We start from the raw sequence: 17551 nt of genomic DNA, 5'->3' as shown, positions 1-17551 counted from the left end.
CAATGAGCATTCACTTCACTTGTCCGGACTGTGGAAAACGTATCCGCGTCGGCGACAACAGTGCGGGAAAACGCGGAACGTGTCCCGGTTGCGGCGGCAGGGTTCAGGTTCCAAATACGCCCGGGTCTCCTTCGCCGGGACAGCAGCAGCGTGTCGCGCAGCCGAGTGAGCGATCTGTCGCCGCCACAAAGCGCCGGACAGCGCAGCCGGTCTCCGACGATCCGGCAGCAGCGGATCTGCCTGCACCGTCGCGACGGAGCCAGCGGCTTCCGAAGAAGCCAGCGCTGTCCGCAAAATCCTGGCTGGAGTCTTCCGCAGATCGCAAGGCCCGGCTGGAAGAACAAGTGCTGGGTGCCTTCACCGGGAAGATCAAACCTGTCCGGCGAACAATGCTTTATCGTATCGGAGTCATCGGTGTAGCGATATTCGTCGTCGTGCTGCCAGTGCTTTACGTCGCCCTGATCGGCCTGGCGGGCTGGGGAGTCTTCTGGCACGCCACCGAGAACACTCACATAGCATCCATGGGGTATGGACGCGGACGAATTCTGGCTGTGATGGCGTATGTGGCCCCGATCATTGCCGGTTCGATTACCGTCCTGTTTATGCTGAAGCCGCTGCTGGCGCGATCCGTCCGCGACGAACGCCGCACCTCACTGAACCGGGCCGGACAACCGTTGCTGTTCGAATTCGTCGATAAGGTCTGCGACGCCGTGCATGCTCCCAGGCCATCCGTCATTCGGGTGACGTTCGACGTCAATGCTTCAGCCGGCTTCGGCAATGGACTGAAGGGTCTGTTCGGTTCGGATCTGACGTTGTCAATCGGCCTGCCGCTGCTCGCCGGTATGAACCTGCAGCAGGTTGCAGGCATTCTGGCGCACGAGTTCGGGCACTTCAGTCAGGGAGCCGCCATGCGCGTGTCGTGGGTGGTGAGATCCATCAACTTCTGGTTCGCGCGAGTTGTCTATACGCGCGACCAGTGGGACCAGTGGCTGGTTGAAATGAGTGAAGAGGTTGACATTCGTATCGGCTGGATATTCTATGTTGCCCGCATGGCGGTGTTCTTCAGTCGCGGTGTGTTGTGGTGCTTCATGATGCTCAGCCACGCACTCACCTGCTGGCTGATGCGGCAGATGGAATACGACGCTGATCGTCACGAAGTGCGCCTTGTCGGCAGTAAGACGTTTGAATCAACGTGCTTGCGGCTCAACTGGCTGAACTACGGACTTGGCCAATTCTTCAGGCACAAGCGGTTCGCGCCCGCTGCACAGTCCGCGTCGCCCAATCCGATCCGCGAGTTTCTGGCGTACTGCGACACACTGAATGAAATGGATGAAAAACGCGTGCGACGACGAATGGAGAAAGCAAAGACCGGATTGCTGGATACGCACCCGTCGGACGCAGACCGGATTGCGAGCGCAGCACGGGAGGACGCGGACGGCATTTTTTCGGGCGATTTGCCTGCCGAGGCGCTGATTCGGAATTTCGACAAGCTGTCCCTGGCACTGATGCGCGTCTGACTTCGGCCGGTGCGTTCAGACTTCCAAGCCATAAAATTCCGTCGCCGTGCCGCCGAAGATTCGGTCGCGTTCGGAGTCAGAAAGGTCGCCTGACAGTTCCTCCAGCGCGCCGTGGACCTGTTCATACGTGGCCGCCAGTTCGCACACCGGCCAGTCGCTGCCGAACATACAGCGGTCCGGACCAAACGCTTCCAGTGCGGCGTCGACGTACGGTCGCAGGTCAGCCGGTCGCCAGTTCGTCCAGTCTGCTTCGGTGACCATACCGCTCAGCTTGCAGAAGATGTTGGGGAACTTCGACGCTGCCTTCAGGTCGTCGATCCATCCGGCCGTGATGCCGGCTTTGATCTTTGGCTTCGCCAGGTGATCGATCACCATCGGCAGTTCGGGCAGTTCCCGACCCAGCGTTTCAGCGTGTTTCAGGTGCTTCGCGTAGAACAACAGGTCGAACGGCACCCTGTGCTGCTGCAGCACCTTCAGTCCCTGAATGACATCGGGCCGCACAATAAAATCGTCATCGGGTTCGTCCTGAGTGACATGCCGAATGCCGACGAACTTCGGGTGGCCTGAAAACTCGGCAAGCTGATCTGCACATTCGTCGGAGGCCAGATCGACCCAACCGACGATGCCGGCGACGAAGTCGTTTTCGTCTGCCAGGCTCAGGGCCCAGCGAGTTTCGTCAAGGTCATGCTGAGTCTGCACGAAGACAGATTTCTGCACGCCGGTCGCGGCCAGATGCGGTTTCAGATCTCCCGGCAGATAGTCGCGGCAGATCGCCTGGTGGTCGTCGGTTCGCAGCCAGCCGTAATTGAACGGAAGACTCAGGTTCCAGAAGTGCTGATGAGCATCGATGCGCATGGCGTCGTCCTGATGGCTATCGCCGGTTGCTGCGTGTGCATTGTCCGAATCGGGGCGAAGTGCGGCCGGAGATTCCCGGCCGATCACCGTTCCGATTCCAGCGGTTGCAGCGATCGCGGTGTCTTTCGCGGTCAGAGAATACCGGGACGTTGCGTTTTGGCAACGTGCCGAGCGATTTCGTGAGCCAGACTTGCGGACGTGTTGCTGCTCCGTTGTCAGGACCCGGTTTCTGTCCCGAACGTGGTCGCTGGTTCAAGATAAGGTCTGCCGCCATGAAATCTGCTGCCGTGGATTCGGACCCCCTTTCGTTTCGCTGGTGGGCGTACGCATCGCTGATCGCGGTCGGACTGGCCGCGTTCTGGCCGTCGGTCTGGTTTGACTTCGTCAACTGGGACGACCCGGCTTACGTCTGGCACAACAACCTGATCAAAAGCTGGTCGCTGTCGAATCTGAAAGGTGTCGCCACTGAAACGGTCACGCGAAATTACGCACCCCTGACGATCTTCACGCTGCTGATTGATCACACGCTGTGGGGCATGAATCCCTGCGGCTACCACGCCACGAACGTGCTGCTGCACCTGCTGAACGGAATTCTGGTGCTGCTGCTGGTGCGTCAATTGACCGGCAGCCGGTTCGCTGCCTGGACAACGGCGGCGCTGTTTCTGGTGCATCCGGTGCAGATCGAAACCGTTGCCTGGATTTCGTCTCGCAAGGGCCTGCTGTCGGCGACGTTCATGCTGGCCGCATTGATCGTCAGACTGCGCTCGGAACCACAGCCGAAGCACGACGCGTGGTTCATCTTCTGGCTGGCCGCGGCGCTGTTGTCGAAGGCTCTGGCGGTCGTCGTTCCGGCAATTGTGCTCTGCTACGACGTGTTCGTCCGCCGGCAGCGGTTTTCCGATTCGCTGGTCCGGCAGTTTGTGCCGGGGCTAATGGCCGTGCTGTTGCTGTTGCAGACGATGTCGTCGCAGCACAGCGTGATGGGCGGAGTCCGCAGCCACCTGGATCTGAACCTGCTGCAGATTCTGGCCGTCGACGAGGTCATCCTGTGGAAATACGGCGATGCTGGCGTGGCCGGCGGATTTGTGTGCTGTACGACCCGCCGACCCGCGGAATTCTGCCGCAGGTTGTGCTGGCGGGACTGAGCTGGGCGGCGGTTGGGTTCGGAATCTGGCGGTTCCGGAAACAGTCGCCCCTGCTGCTGTTTGCGGCTTTGACGTTTGCGTTTCTGCTGCTGCCGGTGCTGAACTTCTTCAAAATCACGACGCTGATGAATGACCGCTATTTGTACCTGCCGTGCATCGCAGTCTTCGCCGTCGTGGCCTCAGCACTGCAGCGGCTGCTGAGCGTGAACGTTCATCCGGTCAGCGAACTCGTACGACCCTTCGTCAGCGGACTGAAGTGGTCGACCGCTCTGGCAGCGACCGCCGCGTATCTGGTCATGACCAGCCAGCATCTTCCGGTCTGGCAGAATTCTCAGTCACTGTGGAACCACACGATGCAGCACGTTCCGCAGCTTCCGGTGGTTCGCATGCAGTTGGCGCTGACTCACTACGACAACGGCCAGCAGCGCGAAGCGATCCGAATTCTGCAGCAGGCGCTGGTCGAATGTCAGCCGGACGACCTTGACCGCGAACGAATGCAGTCAGCGGTCAGCGAATGGTCGGCGGAACTCGATGCTCGCACGGTCGCGAATCAGTTGCGAACGTTCTGAACCAACGTTCCCTCGTTCCAGGCCCGACCCTGGAACGCCATGCCTTGAAGGCTCTGCCTTCCGGGATGCGTCGGTGCCTGAAACGCGTGCTGAGGCTGACCGTGATGGCGGACTGACGTCGCGCCGCTCGCCAACTGGGTTGCCGCCTGCGCGGGAATGACAACCCCGCGGGCTCCGTGGCTCCGCGTGAACATGCTGGGTTTGGGTCTGCGCGGGAATGACGGAGCGCGCATGCTGGCAGCGGGCCTCATTCCACGTTGGGGGCACCGCAATCATGTTCCCACATTCATGACTCTGCTGCCGCCATGCTGTCCGTGATCTGGCAGGAAGCTGGCCTTGACAATCTTTGCTTCCCCTGTAGAGTGACTCCATGACTCCATGACTCCATGACTCCATGACTCCATGACTCCATGACTCCATGACTCCATGACTCCATGAATCCATGACTCGGATTCGTGGAGGCGCGGCTTTGACTGGACGTATCCCGCGTGGGACAGCCCGCGCATGAGCAGTCATGGAGTCGGTCACCGATTCAGGGAGGCCCGGCCATGGTTCACTGGCCACGTGCGGCAATTGCGTTCCTCTGGTTGTTCTCGCCCGCTGTCGCGCAGATCGATTTCACTTGGGATCCACCGGACCCTGCGATGGGCGATCTGGTAACGTACACGGCAGTCGCTGGACCGAACACCCCACCCGTCGAGTCGTGGTCCTGGCGATACCGGTACATCGGCGGCCCGTGTCAGGATCCTTGGCACGCAGGATATTGGGCATTCGCGAATTCGTGGCTCTCTCCGGAGCCACGTCCCGGAACTTGGGAGGTTGAACTGACGGCTACGTTTCAATCTCCGGGGCAGGATCCGGTCAGCGGAATGATCATTCCGCCACCGCCTCCACAGAAAATCTCCAAGAATGTCATCGTCGCGCCCCCAACCAAGATAGTTATCATTGCGGGGCCGGGGCAGTGGGCCAGTGGTGTTAATGGTGAAGTAATCTTTCGGTTCCGGGTCGAGACAGACAATCGACCCTGCGGACCATTTCTCGATGCGGCGGGATTGGCGCAAGAGAAGTTGACGAATCGAGTGCAGCTTTCGCCTCCGTTTCAGGATCCCACACCACCAGATTTCGGTTGGTACCCGTCGCCGACACCGGTCTGGACGTTTCGTCTTTTAGGCAACGAGATCATCGATCGGCATTGGAATGCAGGAACATGGGAACAGTGGAACCAGATTCCTTTGGGAGACATTTTCGTGTCCGCAACTCAAGAGCTCCGAATCGTTTACACGGACCCGTGTGGCAACGAGCAGGAGATCGCTCTCGGTTCGGTGGCACACAGCCGAAAAAAAGTCACTGTGCATGAATGGGAAGCGATCGCCACTCTGCTTCCGTAGGGTGAGGTGGCAGGCCCATGTTCAGGAACAACTAACAATCTCACTGGAGTAATACCATGAAAAAAATCTGTGCAGTTGTGACGGCATTTGGCGCGCTGCTGATGTCGACTGTGATTATCGGCCGGGCCGAACCACAGGAATCCCGGAGCAGTGGGAAAGAGCCGATTGCGCAGGCCGAACATGATCGGGAAGCTCAGGCGGCAACTCGGGAACTCCTCGATCGCATCGTTTCGAGGGCTCGAACGTGGAACGTCAGGCAGGAGGAGGAATTCACGAAGAAGGGGTTTGTGAAACGCGCCAACGGGAACTGGGGGCCTCCACTGCCGCCGGGGATGCGTTTACTAGAGGCGCAAGGCGCATTTGCGATCGCGGCTGGTGCCAAGCCTGGTCCGGGACACCGCGGCAATCAGCTCACCTATCTCGATACGGTCAGGCTTCGTCCGACAACCGTTGCCGACGCACTGACTTCGTCCAAAGCTCCCACGGAACGTCTGCGGTACTTTCACGAGCTGATTGAGCATCCTGACTTCCAGCTTGATGGCTGGAATCTGCATGTCCGCGAACTCTCTTCCGTCGACGGTGTGGATCGCGTGACGATCTATGCCATCCCGTTGGTCTCAAGTGATATGCTTGGCTTGATCACTGTGATGGGTGCCTTTGAAGAGACGTATGAACTTCGTGACGGAGAGCTGAAACTGGTTAAGACGGCTCCCGTTGGCAACGCGCCCGTGATGGGGATGATTGGTGGAATTTGATCTGAGCACTGTCACCTCGTTCCACGGCTCCGGCCGTGGAACGCCATGCGTTGAAGGCTCTGCCTTCCGCGATGCGTCGGTGCCTGAAACGCGTGCTGCGCTCGGCCGTGATGGCGGACTGACGTCGCGCCGCTCGCCATCGCGGGTTGCCACCGCCGTTTGCCTGTGGCGACATCTCGTTCCAGGGCTGCAGCCCCGGACCGAGATGCGGCGACGGGCACCGCAATCATGTTCCCACATTCATGACCCTGCTGCCGCCATGCTGTCCGTGATCTGGCAGGAAGCTGGCCTTGACAATCTTTGCTTCCCCTGTAGAGTGACTCCAGTACTCCCGGTACTCAATTACTCCATGACTCCATGACTCCATGACTCGGATTCGTGGAGGCGAAGCTGACTGGACGTATCCGCGTGGGACAGCCCGCGCCAGGCAGTCATGCAGTCGGTCACCGATTCAGGGAGGCCCGGCCATGGTTCACTGGCCACGTGCCGCAGTCGCGTTCTTCTGGTTGTTCTCGCCCGCTGCCGCGCAGATCAACGACTTCACTTGGGATCCCCCCGACCCTGTCATGGGCGAGCTGGTAACATACACAGCGGTCACACAGGGTAACACGCAGCCGGTGCAGTCGTATTCCTGGGAATACCGATACACTTCAGGGCCGTGTCAGGATCCGTGGCATACGGGGTATTGGGCAAACGGCGCGGAATGGCTGAGCCCCGAACCACGTCCGGGCACATGGGAAGTGAAGCTGACGGTCACGTATCAATCACCCGGTCAGGATCCCGTGTCGGGCATGATGCTCCCACCACCACCACCAAGCGTAATCATCAAACCACTCACCGTGGCCCCGGCAACGAAGATCGTGGTTGTCGCGGGACACGACGAGAAAGCACCGGTAACGGGCCAAGTGATATTTCGCTTCAGAGTCGAGTCGGCTACAAGGCCGTGCGGGCCGTTTCTTGGAAGCGTTGCTATGGCGCAGGAGAAGATGACGAACGTGACATTTGTCAATCCACCGTTCGGAGCGAATCCGGACGATAGCGATTGGGCGCCGACCGGTGGATCCACACCTGAATTCGGATTCCCGGGAGGTGGTAATGAGATAGTCGATATTCAAGACCAATCCGGGTTTGAGACGATTTGGCCGGCGATAGTATTCCGATATATGCGGGCTGAGCAGCACTTGAGGCTTAAGTACACGGATCCTTGTGGACAGATCCAGCACATTGTACTTGGCACAGTTATCCATGTTCGTGTAAAAGAGAATGCCACAGAATGGAGAGCATTTGGCACCGTTGTTGTTCCGTGATACCCAGTATGCGCCGCTCACAAAGAACCCATACCAATAATTTGGAGTTGGATTGATGGTCACATTTCAGAGTGCGTTTTTGGCCTTCGCAGCGTCAGTATTCGTCATGAGTGCCCCGGCCGCAGTGAACGCGGGCCCTCCGAGCCGGCTGGACCCGCCGCGAACGCAGGAGGATGTCGAGCGAGAAGAAGCAACTCGAATCGAGAAGGGCTATGTGAAATATCGCAATGGAAACTGGGGCCCTCCGTTGCCGCCAGGGCTCCGACTCTTAGAGGCGCAAGGCGCATTCGCCATCCCTGCCGGTCCGAAGCCGGGGCCGGGGCATCGTGGGAACATCGTGCGCTTCGTAGAAACGATTGAGGTGCGTCCCAATGGAGCCGAAGCCTTGCTGAAGTCCTCCAGGCCTCCTGCTGCACGGCTGGACTACTTTCATGAGTTGCTCGAACATCCTGCCTACCAGCTTGATGGCTGGGACCTGGTCGTACGTCGTGTGGATTCCGTTGATGCCAAAGTACGGCTGATCATCTACAGCACGCCACTGGTGACATGTGAGAGACGTGGGCCCATCGTCTTCGTACTGGGCTGGCATGAGGAGACCTATGAGCTTAGAGACGGCAAGCTTATTTTGGTAAAGACCGCTGCAGTGGGCGATCGCCCGATCATGGGTATCGTGGGTCTCTGACCATTAATTGGTTTGCTCTCGTTCCGGGGTCAGGGCTCCGCGTCTGGAACCGGCTCGCTTGAACCTCTGCCATTCGGATGCGTCGGGCACTGAAACGCGCGGGGCGTTCGGCCGTGATGGCGGACTGACGTCGCGCCGCTCGCCGGTGCGGCTTGACCTCAGAAACGGGGCGGAGCCTCCTGGCGGTGCGGTCCAGGGGTGGAGCCCGGAACCGAGATGCGGCGACGGGCCATGAGCTTTCGAAGCGCTTATTTGCTACCCGTGCGCTCCGTCATTCCCGCGCAGGCGGGAATGACGCAGTGCGTGGGGCAGACGCAAGACACCACCGCCGTTTCGTCAGATGTCGAATTTCCACCGCTGGAGATTCCCCGTCGGATGACGGCGCAGATTGCGAACACTATTCTTCGCGCTGCAACGCTGTGCCCCCGCCCGTTCATCGCTCAACATACTGAAATTCTCATGACCGACATCCACACGCTCACTTGCAAACTGCAGCGCAAGAACGAATCGAAAATCATTCTGTACGTCGGCGACGGACTGGGCGGGCTGCCGCTGGAACCCGGTGGGAAGACCGAACTGGAGACGGCAAGCACGCCGAACCTGGACGCTCTGGCGAGGCGCGGGGTGACCGGGATGAGTATTCCCGTCCTGCCGGGGATTGCTCCGGGAAGCGGGCCGGGGCATCTGGGACTGTTCGGTTATGATCCGTTGCAGTACGACATTGGTCGCGGTGTGCTGGAAGCGTTGGGGATCGACTTTGAACTCGGTCCGAACGACGTCGCGATTCGCGGCAACTACTGCACGGTCGACGACGCTGGAAACATTACGGATCGTCGAGCAGGTCGCATCGCCAGTGACATCGGTGCAACGCTGTGCGAGAAGCTCGACAGGATCGAAATTCCCGGCGTCGAAGTTTTCGTTCGACCTGTTAAGGAATACCGGCTGGTGATCGTGTTCCGTGCGGCGGGACTCGGCGGCAACGTGGCCGATACCGACCCGCAGCGCACGGGAGTTCCGCCGCTGGCACCGCAGGCGGAAGACGACGCTTCCAAACGTACCGCCGAAATCTGCGCGGAGTTTCTGAAGCAGGCCGCTGTTGTGCTGAAAGATGACGCTCCGGCGAACCTGCTGACCATGCGCGGCATTGCGAAAATGCCGCCGATTCCGACCTTCGAGGAAGTCTATGGCACGAAAGCCGCCGCGATCGCCGTGTATCCGATGTACCGCGGCCTGGCTCGACTGGTGGGCATGGACATTCTGAACGCCGGAGCGACTCTGGATGACCAGATGAAGTGCCTGGAACAGAACTGGAACAAGTACGACTTCTTCTTCATTCACTTCAAGTACACAGACAGCACGGGCGAAGACGGCAACTTCGACGCGAAGGTGAAACGAACGGAAGAGCTTGATTCGGCCATTCCGAAGATGACCGCTGCGGCCGGACGTGCTGATCGTGACCGGCGACCACAGCACTCCGTCGAAGATGAAGTCTCACAGCGGCCATGCGGTGCCGACGCTGCTGGTTTCGGAAATCTGCCGCTTCGATGGCTCGCAATCCTTTGGCGAATCGGCGTGCCGGGTCGGTGAACTCGGTCAGTTCGAAGCGAAGTATCTGATGCTGCACGCGCTGGCTCACGCCGGTCGGCTGGAAAAGTACGGCGCGTGATGATTATCGGACTGGGCACAGATATCGTCGAGATCGAGCGCGTGCGCGACATGATCGAGCGCCACGGCGACAGTTTCCTGCAGCGCTGTTTCACTCCCGACGAAATCGCCTATGCGGACAAGCACCGCGACGCTGCTGTCCGATTCGCCGGAAGATGGGCCGCCAAGGAGGCGGTGGTCAAGGTGCTCGGCACGGGGTTCGTGAAGGGAATCACGTTCCACGACATTGAAGTGCTGCCGCTGGGCACCGGACAGCCGCGAATCGCGCTGTCCGGCGGCGCTCAGCAGATGGCAGAATCCATGGGAATTACGCAGGTACTGATCACGATCAGTCACGCGAAGCTGTACGCCACCGCCACTGCGATCGGCTTCGCGTGAGACGATCCGCGGACTTCGCTCCGAAGACCTGCTGTTGCGTGATTGCCGACTTTGGCGATCACTTCATCGGCGAGTAATCGGTGGGTTCCAGAAACACCGACTGCACGCCTCCTTCAATCAGGATCCGGCCGTTTTCTTCCGACGCCTTGCGGGCTGCCTGCCATTCCGGATCTTCGCCGAACGCCTTGAAGCCGGCATTGCGAGATTCTTCGTCCCTGTGAGCCAGCAGATAGATCAGCTTGTTGTCTCTGCCGTCTTCCTCCTCAACTGGCGTCCAGTAAGCAACGTTTGTCAGTCCGTGCTTTTCGAACAGCTTGACGGTGTGATCGCGAAACCGGCTGTTCAGCGTATCGAGCTTGCCTTCGTTGGTGGTGTAGGTGCGAAGTTCGAACAATCGCGCCGGCGGTTCAGTCACCGACTTGATTTCCGGTGAATAGTCCGTGACGTGCAGCAGTACGGAATCCACTTTGCCCACCAGCCGTCCGTCCTTTGTCGATTCCGCGTAGACGGCTTTCCATTCCGGATCATTGCCGAACGCCTTCCACGACTCACTGCGCGCGTCCTCATCGGGAAACGCCAGCACGTAGATCAGCAGGTTGTCCTTGTTATCCTTCGGCACCCAGTAGCCGATGTTCGTCATTCCGTGTTTTTCGAACAACTTGACGGTGTGGTCACGAAACCGCGCCTGAAGTGCGTCCAGTTTTCCGGGATTCGCGTGGTAGGTGCGAAGCTCAAAAAGGCGCGTGTCTTCAGCGGACACAGACGTCGTCAGCATTGTCAGCACAGCGATCAGACAGAAAAGTGATTTCACGATTGGCTCCTGGAAAACATGTTTGAAAGGTCGACAGACAGCAGAACCGGGTCGGCCGGGACGGCGCAGCGAAGTCTTACCGCGTGCGGGCGTCCCCGACAACCCGCCGCCCGAAAACCGGTTTGGTTGATGTCACCCGCGGACGCTGCGTTGCCGGTTCTCAGGCGGTGCAGCGTTCGTCGCGGAGCGTGCGCCAGGTATGGCGAACGAGTCCGGCGCGTGGCGGTTCGGCGCGGGCTCTCGAAGGCAGGGCCTTCCAGGCAGTGCGTTCCAGGGCCGGAGCCCTGAAACGAGAGAAAGCTCGCGGGAAAGAGAAAGCGCGCGGGAACGCGATGAAGGCTGGCGAGCTGACGGCGGCGGCTCCGTTCGCCGGAAGGCTGCAAGTTTCCGTGAACTGCTTTATGCTACGCCGACCGGCGGATCAATATCGGGAACGGCGACGCATGGCGTCAGGGCTTGTTTATTCGCCGCGTATTCAGAAACGGCAGCGGGAAAGTGCGGCAGAGGAAGGGACAGAAATGGCGGAAAGTGGTGCGGGAGCGGACGCCAGGGGCGTTGATTCAAAAAAGGAGAAGGCCCGCGAACTCTGGGAACGGCTTGGAAACAGTCGTCCGGGGCCGGATAACAAGGATCTGCTTTATCTGGCCCGCTTTGTTCCGCTGTTGTCGAACGCTGCCGCCAAGACGCTGTTGTCCCGGAAACTAAGCCTCGACGAACTGAAGGAGATGATCCAGTATGTTCCGAAGGCTCAGGACGCTGCGATGAAGCTTGCCCTGAAATTTCCGCCGGAAGATCTGAGTGAAAACGACCTGCGATTCATCGTCACTCACACGAAGTCCGCCGACGCCGCGAAGGTTCTGCTGAAGCGGCATCCCAACGAAGCCGCTCTGGCGTTTGTCGAACGCACGGTCGAAGGAATGCAGGAAACCGTCGACCGAATTCGCGCGAAGGAACTGACTCGCGATGTCCTGAAGGAAATCGACCGAGCACTCTAGGCGTTCGGCAGATGAGATTTAACGGTGTCGAGCGGCGATTGCTCCACCCTCCCGTTTGAACGGGAGGGTCGTCGAACTCAGGCCGTTCAGGCGTTCGATCGCGGGGAGGGCTGCACACAGGAAGCTCCCGTTGCTCGGACGCCCTCCCCTCGTTTGATTGCCTGAACGGCGATCAAACTTCGACCCTCCCGTTGGCACGGGAGGGTAAATCTCACCCGCCGCTCGCCGTAGGAGCGCGGAGTGAATTCCGTTATCTCCGCGCGCGCTGTGCATGAAAAAAGGGCCGGCATCCTTTCGATGTACGGCCCCTGTTTCTTCGAAGGACTGCACGTTGCGGAGGTCAGTTCAGAGTTTCCTGGCCTGGCTTCCAGTTGCACGGGCACAATTTGTCCGTTTGCAGGGCATCCAGAACTCGCAGGACTTCATCGACGTTCCGGCCGACGCCAAGGTCGTGAACCGCCATCCACCGCAGAACTCCCTGCGGATCGATCAGAAACACGCCGCGGTAGGCAATCCCCTTGTCGATGTCCAGAACATCGTACACCTTCGACAGCTCATGATTCACGTCGCCGATCATGGGGTATTTCAGCTTCCCCAGATCTTCATGCGAATCGCACCAGCCCTTGTGTGAAAACACGCTGTCGGTGCTTGCGGTCAGAACGACAGTCTCACGGTCTTCGAATTCTCCCAGCGCCTTGTTGAAGGCGACGATTTCTGTGGGGCAGACGAACGTGAAATCCAGCGGATAGAAGAACAGGCAAACCCACTTGCCTTTGTAATCAGAGAGTTTCACGTCCTTGAACTGAGCGTCGCCGCCATCGCTTGTACGGTCATAGATTCGAAGGTTCAGGTCCAGTCCGGGAGCTGGCTGGCCGATCTTGAGACTCATCTGGATACCTCGGTTCTACGTCGTTATTTGCGATTGAGACTTTGCCGAAAGTGAGGACGGGCGACGGCTATCGTGTCGGAATTCCGTTCCGCAGCCGGTCGCCCCCATCCGTTTCGGGAGTATAGAAGCGGCGTGATGCAGTTCAAGCGAAGCCAGGAACGTTCCGGAGTTCGACAATCGGGCCGTCGTCGTGCTCGGTGAACGACGGAATCAACGGCGTGTGTCGACAGGTTGCGGCGATCTGTCGGTCACGTTTCCTGCGGCTTCGAGTCGGCGATCCTGTACAGATACAGAGCCAGATAAGTTCGGTGGGGCGCGAACAGAGTGGCGGTGCGTTCGGTACTGCGGCGTTTGTCGGTGAGTCGCTGCAGAGTCTTCCAGACCGTCACGTCCGTTTGCGGCCAGACATCTTTGTCGGCGAAGTAAAACATCGAAATCATGTCGGCTGTCCACTGCCCGACTCCGCGGATCGACTTGAGCTGTCGGGACCGCTCGTCGTGCCGGAGCCTGCGGAGCGTGCCCGTATCGAGCAGTCCCTCATTTTTCGCCGCGACGATGGCCTTCATCGCCCTGGCTTTCGAGTTCGAGAGTCCGCAGCCGCGCAGGATCTCCGTATCCGTGGCGGCGATGTGGTCGCTGAGACTGCTGTCGCCGGCGGTTTCCACAACGCGACCCCAGATTGTCGACGCGGCTTTGGTCGACAGTTGCTGTCCGGCCACAATTCGGCACAGCATTTCGCACAGCGGAACGTCGTTTCGCGGAGTCAGTCTGACGGGTCCACAGGCTTCGATCGCTTCCGCAAGTCGCGTTGAGACGCCGCGGGAGATTTCAATGAATCGCGTGTGAATCTGCCTGGACATTCATTCGCACATGTTGTGATGCTGGCGGAATCCGTTGCGGGGCACCGACGCAGTCGTGTCGCATCGAGACATGGCGGCAGCGTCTGCCGAGGCATTGCGGCTGCGGAAACCTAAAGGTCGGGCACGTCGCACCGGCAGTCGACGCTGTTTGAATCGCGCCGTTATTCAGTGGGGACCAGAATCTGGTTTTCCACACGCCGGACGCCGGGTTGCAATCTGACCAGGTTCGCTGCCAGCCGGCGAGCGGAAGCGTCCCGGGCAGTTCCCGACAGCACAACGACTCCGTCCGCCGAAAACGCGACTTCGACGGCTGCCAGTTCCGGGCGGCCGGACGAATACCGAGTCAGCGAGATTTCGCGGTCGGCTGCCAGAGCGATTGCTTCCTGCGGAACCGGACGGGGAAAGCCAATCCGCAGAGACACCGGCACACGGCGGGGATTCGCGGCCTGCTGGGGCTGTGCGCCGCCGGTCGGGACTCCCGTGGAAGTGATGGACCGGAACTGGCGGTTGGTATTCGTGTTCGTCGTGGCGGTTCTCGCTCCGCCGACGAATGCGGCCGCATTTGAGGCACCGACGAAGGCCGCGGCAGCGTTGTCACCAGCCAGACCCTGTCCTCCGGCGGCACCTCCGCCAGCGCCTTGTGTCGTCGCGCCGCCAAGACCGCCGGTCGTTCCGGCTCCGCCACCAGTGAGTCCGCCGCCAGCGGTGCCGCCCGCAGTTCCTCCGGTTAGCCCGCCACCGGTCGTGCCGCCCGTGGTTCCTCCCGTCGTTCCGCCGGGTTGCTGTCCCTGCTGAGCGAAACCGGAAGCCGCGATAGCCATGACCGCGACGAACAGACTGAACCGAAGGACGAGGGGCAGCTTATTCATGGGTGAATTCCTTTTCGATGCGGGGACTCCAGCCCCACTCGAACTCTATCGCGACGAAGGTGAACGTCAGCTTAGTGTATCCGAACGATCTTCACGGCCGCATGGACATTCCGCAGAATCGCCTGGGGAATCGGCCCACGCGGCATTCGCCGGACATTCGGCCCGGTTGTGCTTTGCGGTTATTCGGGATGTTCACCGTGTGCAGCGGGCAGCAGTCACGCGGGCCATACCGATCCCGGAAGCAGCCGACAGGTTTCGTTGGCAAGCCAGCATTTTCATTTTACACGGCAAATCCGAAAGTGAAACGGCGACCGTCGCGGTACAATGGCCGGTTTTCAGTGATCCCTTCTGTTGCAGCCATCCCATCATGTCACGCAAGAGTCCGCCGGGTCCGGCCGGTCGCAAGCCCCTCCGTCCGCCAGGTCGCCGGCATTCATCCTCGTCGCGCGACGATTCCGCAGAGTCCGCGCCGGTGGAATCCGTCGACGCGCGACGCGGACCGCGCTCCGGACCAGCGGCGGCTGATCGATCGAACATGCGCCTGCAGAAGTTTCTGGCGACGTCCGGAGTCGATTCACGCCGCAACTGCGAAGCCTATATTCGTGATGGTCGAGTGACCGTCGATGGCCGCATCGTGACCGATCCGGCGACGATGATTGACGCCGAAGCGCACGATGTCCGGTTTGACGGAGAAAAGCTTCGAAGGCCGCGATTGCGCTACTACCTGCTGAACAAGCCGCGGGGCGTGTTGTGTACAAATCGAGATCCCGACGGCAGACCGCGCGCCGTCGATCTGGTGCCTGCACACGACCAGCGGTTGTTTACGGTCGGTCGACTGGATGAGAACACACAGGGGTTGCTGCTGATCACCAACGACGGCGACCTTGCAGAGCGGCTGGCCCATCCGCGTTATCAGGTTGTCCGGCGATATCGCGTGCAGGTCGTCGGGCTGCCGACCCCGGAAACTCTGGCGGAGCTTCGCAGGGGAATGCATTTTTCTGAAGGTTACTTTCGTTTCGGCAGCGTGAGACCTCTGAAGAAAAAGGGCCGCAGCACAGTTCTGGAACTGGAGCTTCGCGAGGGAAAAAATCGGGAAATCCGCCGCCTGCTGGCTCGCGTCGGACATAAGGTAATCAGTCTGGAACGAATTGCGTTTGGTCCGCTTCGCATCGGCCACATCAGTTCCGGCAAGTGTCGGGAACTTCGACCGCAGGAGATCCGGGAACTGCATCGATTCGCCGATGACCTTGTGTCCGGCCGACCGGAACGCTCGCCGTCGCGCCGTTCGACCGCCGCGCGGCCGGCGAAACGATCACCCCAAAAGCGGACTTCCTCCGGCACACCTTCCCGCGTCGCTCGGCGATCGACCGGATCTGCGGTGGGATCCGGCGGTTCCGCAAAGACGACCGGGCGCAAGTCGCGGGGTGATCGCGGGAAGACCGGCCGACGGTAGGAATGCCCGGCGACAAACCGCGCGCCGGGACTGACCACGCGGCCCTTCTTTACCGTCCCTGCAGGACCCACAGGACCGCGTGCTGCGTCAATTCCGTACTGTTCGAAAGGTTCAGCTTGGTTTTGATCTTCTCGCGGTGAGTCTCAACCGTCTTCGGGCTGAGATGCAGATTTCGGGCGATGTGGCGAGTTGATATTCCGTGGCCGATTTGTTCGAACACCTGAAGTTCGCGGTCGGAAAGAGCCTCCACCGAAGACTTCTCGGCCTTCTGATCGCCGATCTGCAGGTGCAGCATCCGTTCCGTCATTGCGGCGCTGAGATAAACCTGGCCGCCGACAATGCGTCTTACGGCTGCGGTCAGCTGACCGGCGGCTTCCCCCTTGCGAATATATCCCTTCGCTCCCGCGCGCAGCGCTCGTTCGGCAAACAGGGATTCGTCGTGCATTGAACAAATCAGCACGCGGACATCCGGATCAATGCTGATCAGTTCACGGACCAGCTCGATCCCGTTACCGCCCTCGAAGGAAATGTCCGACACCACAACGTCCGGCCTGGTTTCGCGAAACTGCTGAAGAGCCTGATTCAGCCCGTCGGCTTCCGCGCACACACAGAAGTCCGGTTCATTGTCGAACAGGACTCGCAGACCGTTGCGCACGATCGGGTGGTCATCCACAATCAGGACACGTGCCTCGCCCACCATTCGGCGCGCCGGTTCATCGCTGGTAATCACTGCAGGCATGGTCGTCTGTCCCGATGGAGTCTGGTTGACGAGTTCGCCCGCTGGTCGGCCCGGCGACAAGGATCGCCGACAGCAGCAGTGATTTCATCGGGATTTTTTCCCACGCACTCGTCAGAAACTTTCGGAACCGGGACCGCGCCGTTCTGCGCGGTACGCTGAAAGACGAATGCCTGAACCCTCATGTGGCTTGTGGAGTGACGAACCACGATGATCGGGAGCACGAACGCCGCGACGATCGCTAATTCTGATCGGGACTCGGCTCGTCAGGCGTTTCGACGTCGTCGCCCTGGTTGTCGGAACCCGAGGCGTTGACGTCCAGGCCGGGAAGCGTGATTTCGACAGGTGCGTCGTCAGGTTTGGGCACGTCACCGGCGGCTGATCCGGGAGCATCCGCGGGAGTTCCCAGGTCGGATGCCGCGGAATCGCCTGGCGTCGAATCCGCGGCCGGTAAGTTCTTCGACGGTGCGGTGCCGGAATCGCTGCAGCCGCATGACCACAGCACGGCTGTCGCGGCGAGTGTCAATCTGAAAAATCGTGTCTCGAATCGCATGAACATCTCCGTTACAGAGCGTGACTTTGCCCTTCCGCCGGACACGCCGCCACAAAGCCGGATGCGGGAACTTTACGCCGTTGTCGGCGACGGTTCTATGGTGGCTTTTCTGTTTCCCTTCTGA

The 17551-nt window shown here is 60.0% G+C and carries 19 protein-coding genes and 1 pseudogene; 13 read left to right on the top strand and 7 right to left on the bottom strand.

Annotation, left to right across the window (positions count from 1 at the left end):
- Positions 1–2 precede the first annotated feature (2 nt).
- Complete coding sequence (locus tag R3C19_22440) at positions 3–1517, top strand: M48 family metalloprotease (protein MEZ6063113.1); 1515 nt, start codon at positions 3–5, stop codon at positions 1515–1517.
- A 15-nt stretch (positions 1518–1532) separates the two neighbouring features.
- Here R3C19_22440 and R3C19_22435 read toward each other — a convergent pair whose 3' ends face one another.
- Positions 1533–2372, bottom strand: coding sequence for an amidohydrolase family protein (locus R3C19_22435; GenBank protein ID MEZ6063112.1), 840 nt, complete (start codon positions 2370–2372; stop codon positions 1533–1535).
- Between the two features lie 272 nt (positions 2373–2644).
- Between R3C19_22435 and R3C19_22430 the strand changes: the two genes are divergently transcribed.
- The 9 genes and pseudogenes from R3C19_22430 (at position 2645) to acpS (ending at position 10261) form a co-directional block, all read left to right on the top strand.
- Positions 2645–3517, top strand: a complete 873-nt coding sequence (locus tag R3C19_22430; protein MEZ6063111.1) for a hypothetical protein — start codon at positions 2645–2647, stop codon at positions 3515–3517.
- Positions 3460–4086 carry a hypothetical protein gene (locus R3C19_22425; protein MEZ6063110.1) on the top strand — a complete coding sequence of 209 codons (627 nt, stop codon included), beginning with the start codon at positions 3460–3462 and terminating at the stop codon, positions 4084–4086. The genes R3C19_22430 and R3C19_22425 overlap by 58 nt, the downstream gene beginning before the upstream one ends.
- Before the next feature lie 548 nt (positions 4087–4634).
- Positions 4635–5474: a hypothetical protein gene (locus tag R3C19_22420; protein MEZ6063109.1), complete on the top strand. Its 840-nt coding sequence runs from the start codon at positions 4635–4637 to the stop codon at positions 5472–5474.
- Positions 5475–5530: 56 nt separating this feature from the next.
- A complete protein-coding gene (locus R3C19_22415) occupies positions 5531–6229 on the top strand; it encodes a hypothetical protein (GenBank protein ID MEZ6063108.1) in 699 nt (232 codons plus the stop codon).
- 467 nt (positions 6230–6696) lie between these two features.
- On the top strand, positions 6697–7536 hold the full coding sequence (locus R3C19_22410; protein MEZ6063107.1) for a hypothetical protein: 840 nt from the start codon (positions 6697–6699) through the stop codon (positions 7534–7536).
- A gap of 55 nt (positions 7537–7591) precedes the next feature.
- Positions 7592–8218: a hypothetical protein gene (locus R3C19_22405; protein MEZ6063106.1), complete on the top strand. Its 627-nt coding sequence runs from the start codon at positions 7592–7594 to the stop codon at positions 8216–8218.
- A gap of 216 nt (positions 8219–8434) precedes the next feature.
- Positions 8435–9598, top strand: a pseudogene (locus R3C19_22400) (hypothetical protein).
- Positions 9599–9701: 103 nt separating this feature from the next.
- Positions 9702–9884 carry a hypothetical protein gene (locus tag R3C19_22395; protein MEZ6063105.1) on the top strand — a complete coding sequence of 61 codons (183 nt, stop codon included), beginning with the start codon at positions 9702–9704 and terminating at the stop codon, positions 9882–9884.
- Positions 9884–10261, top strand: a complete 378-nt coding sequence (gene acpS / locus R3C19_22390) for a holo-ACP synthase (GenBank protein MEZ6063104.1) — start codon at positions 9884–9886, stop codon at positions 10259–10261. The genes R3C19_22395 and acpS overlap by 1 nt, the downstream gene beginning before the upstream one ends.
- A gap of 58 nt (positions 10262–10319) precedes the next feature.
- Here the strand turns inward: acpS and R3C19_22385 are convergent, their stop codons facing one another.
- Positions 10320–11072 (bottom strand): NIPSNAP family protein, encoded by a 753-nt coding sequence (locus tag R3C19_22385; GenBank protein ID MEZ6063103.1) that lies wholly within the window; start codon positions 11070–11072, stop codon positions 10320–10322.
- 518 nt (positions 11073–11590) lie between these two features.
- Here R3C19_22385 and R3C19_22380 point away from each other — a divergent pair.
- Entirely contained in the window at positions 11591–12067 is a 477-nt protein-coding gene (locus tag R3C19_22380; GenBank protein MEZ6063102.1) for a hypothetical protein, read from the top strand.
- 340 nt (positions 12068–12407) lie between these two features.
- Here R3C19_22380 and R3C19_22375 read toward each other — a convergent pair whose 3' ends face one another.
- The 3 genes from R3C19_22375 to R3C19_22365 form a co-directional block, all read right to left on the bottom strand.
- Complete coding sequence (locus R3C19_22375) at positions 12408–12956, bottom strand: peroxiredoxin (GenBank protein ID MEZ6063101.1); 549 nt, start codon at positions 12954–12956, stop codon at positions 12408–12410.
- 248 nt (positions 12957–13204) lie between these two features.
- Entirely contained in the window at positions 13205–13816 is a 612-nt protein-coding gene (locus R3C19_22370) for a hypothetical protein (protein ID MEZ6063100.1), read from the bottom strand.
- 161 nt (positions 13817–13977) lie between these two features.
- Positions 13978–14685 (bottom strand): BON domain-containing protein, encoded by a 708-nt coding sequence (locus R3C19_22365; GenBank protein ID MEZ6063099.1) that lies wholly within the window; start codon positions 14683–14685, stop codon positions 13978–13980.
- A gap of 535 nt (positions 14686–15220) precedes the next feature.
- On the opposite strand from R3C19_22365, the gene R3C19_22360 reads away from it, so the two are divergent.
- Complete coding sequence (locus tag R3C19_22360; GenBank protein MEZ6063098.1) at positions 15221–16138, top strand: pseudouridine synthase; 918 nt, start codon at positions 15221–15223, stop codon at positions 16136–16138.
- 49 nt (positions 16139–16187) lie between these two features.
- On the opposite strand, the gene R3C19_22355 is transcribed toward R3C19_22360, so the two are convergent.
- Positions 16188–16877 (bottom strand): response regulator transcription factor, encoded by a 690-nt coding sequence (locus R3C19_22355; protein MEZ6063097.1) that lies wholly within the window; start codon positions 16875–16877, stop codon positions 16188–16190.
- Between the two features lie 238 nt (positions 16878–17115).
- The gene (locus R3C19_22350) at positions 17116–17427 is read right to left on the bottom strand and encodes a hypothetical protein (protein MEZ6063096.1); all 312 of its coding nucleotides are present in this window, start codon (positions 17425–17427) and stop codon (positions 17116–17118) included.
- Here R3C19_22350 and R3C19_22345 point away from each other — a divergent pair.
- Entirely contained in the window at positions 17426–17551 is a 126-nt protein-coding gene (locus R3C19_22345) for a hypothetical protein (protein MEZ6063095.1), read from the top strand. The genes R3C19_22350 and R3C19_22345 overlap by 2 nt on opposite strands.

The organism is Planctomycetaceae bacterium, from assembly GCA_041398785.1.
In the GTDB taxonomy this organism is placed as follows: domain Bacteria; phylum Planctomycetota; class Planctomycetia; order Planctomycetales; family Planctomycetaceae; genus JAWKUA01.
The sequence above is the reverse complement of the archived record's forward strand: the minus strand, read 5'-3'. Positions and strand labels throughout refer to the sequence as shown.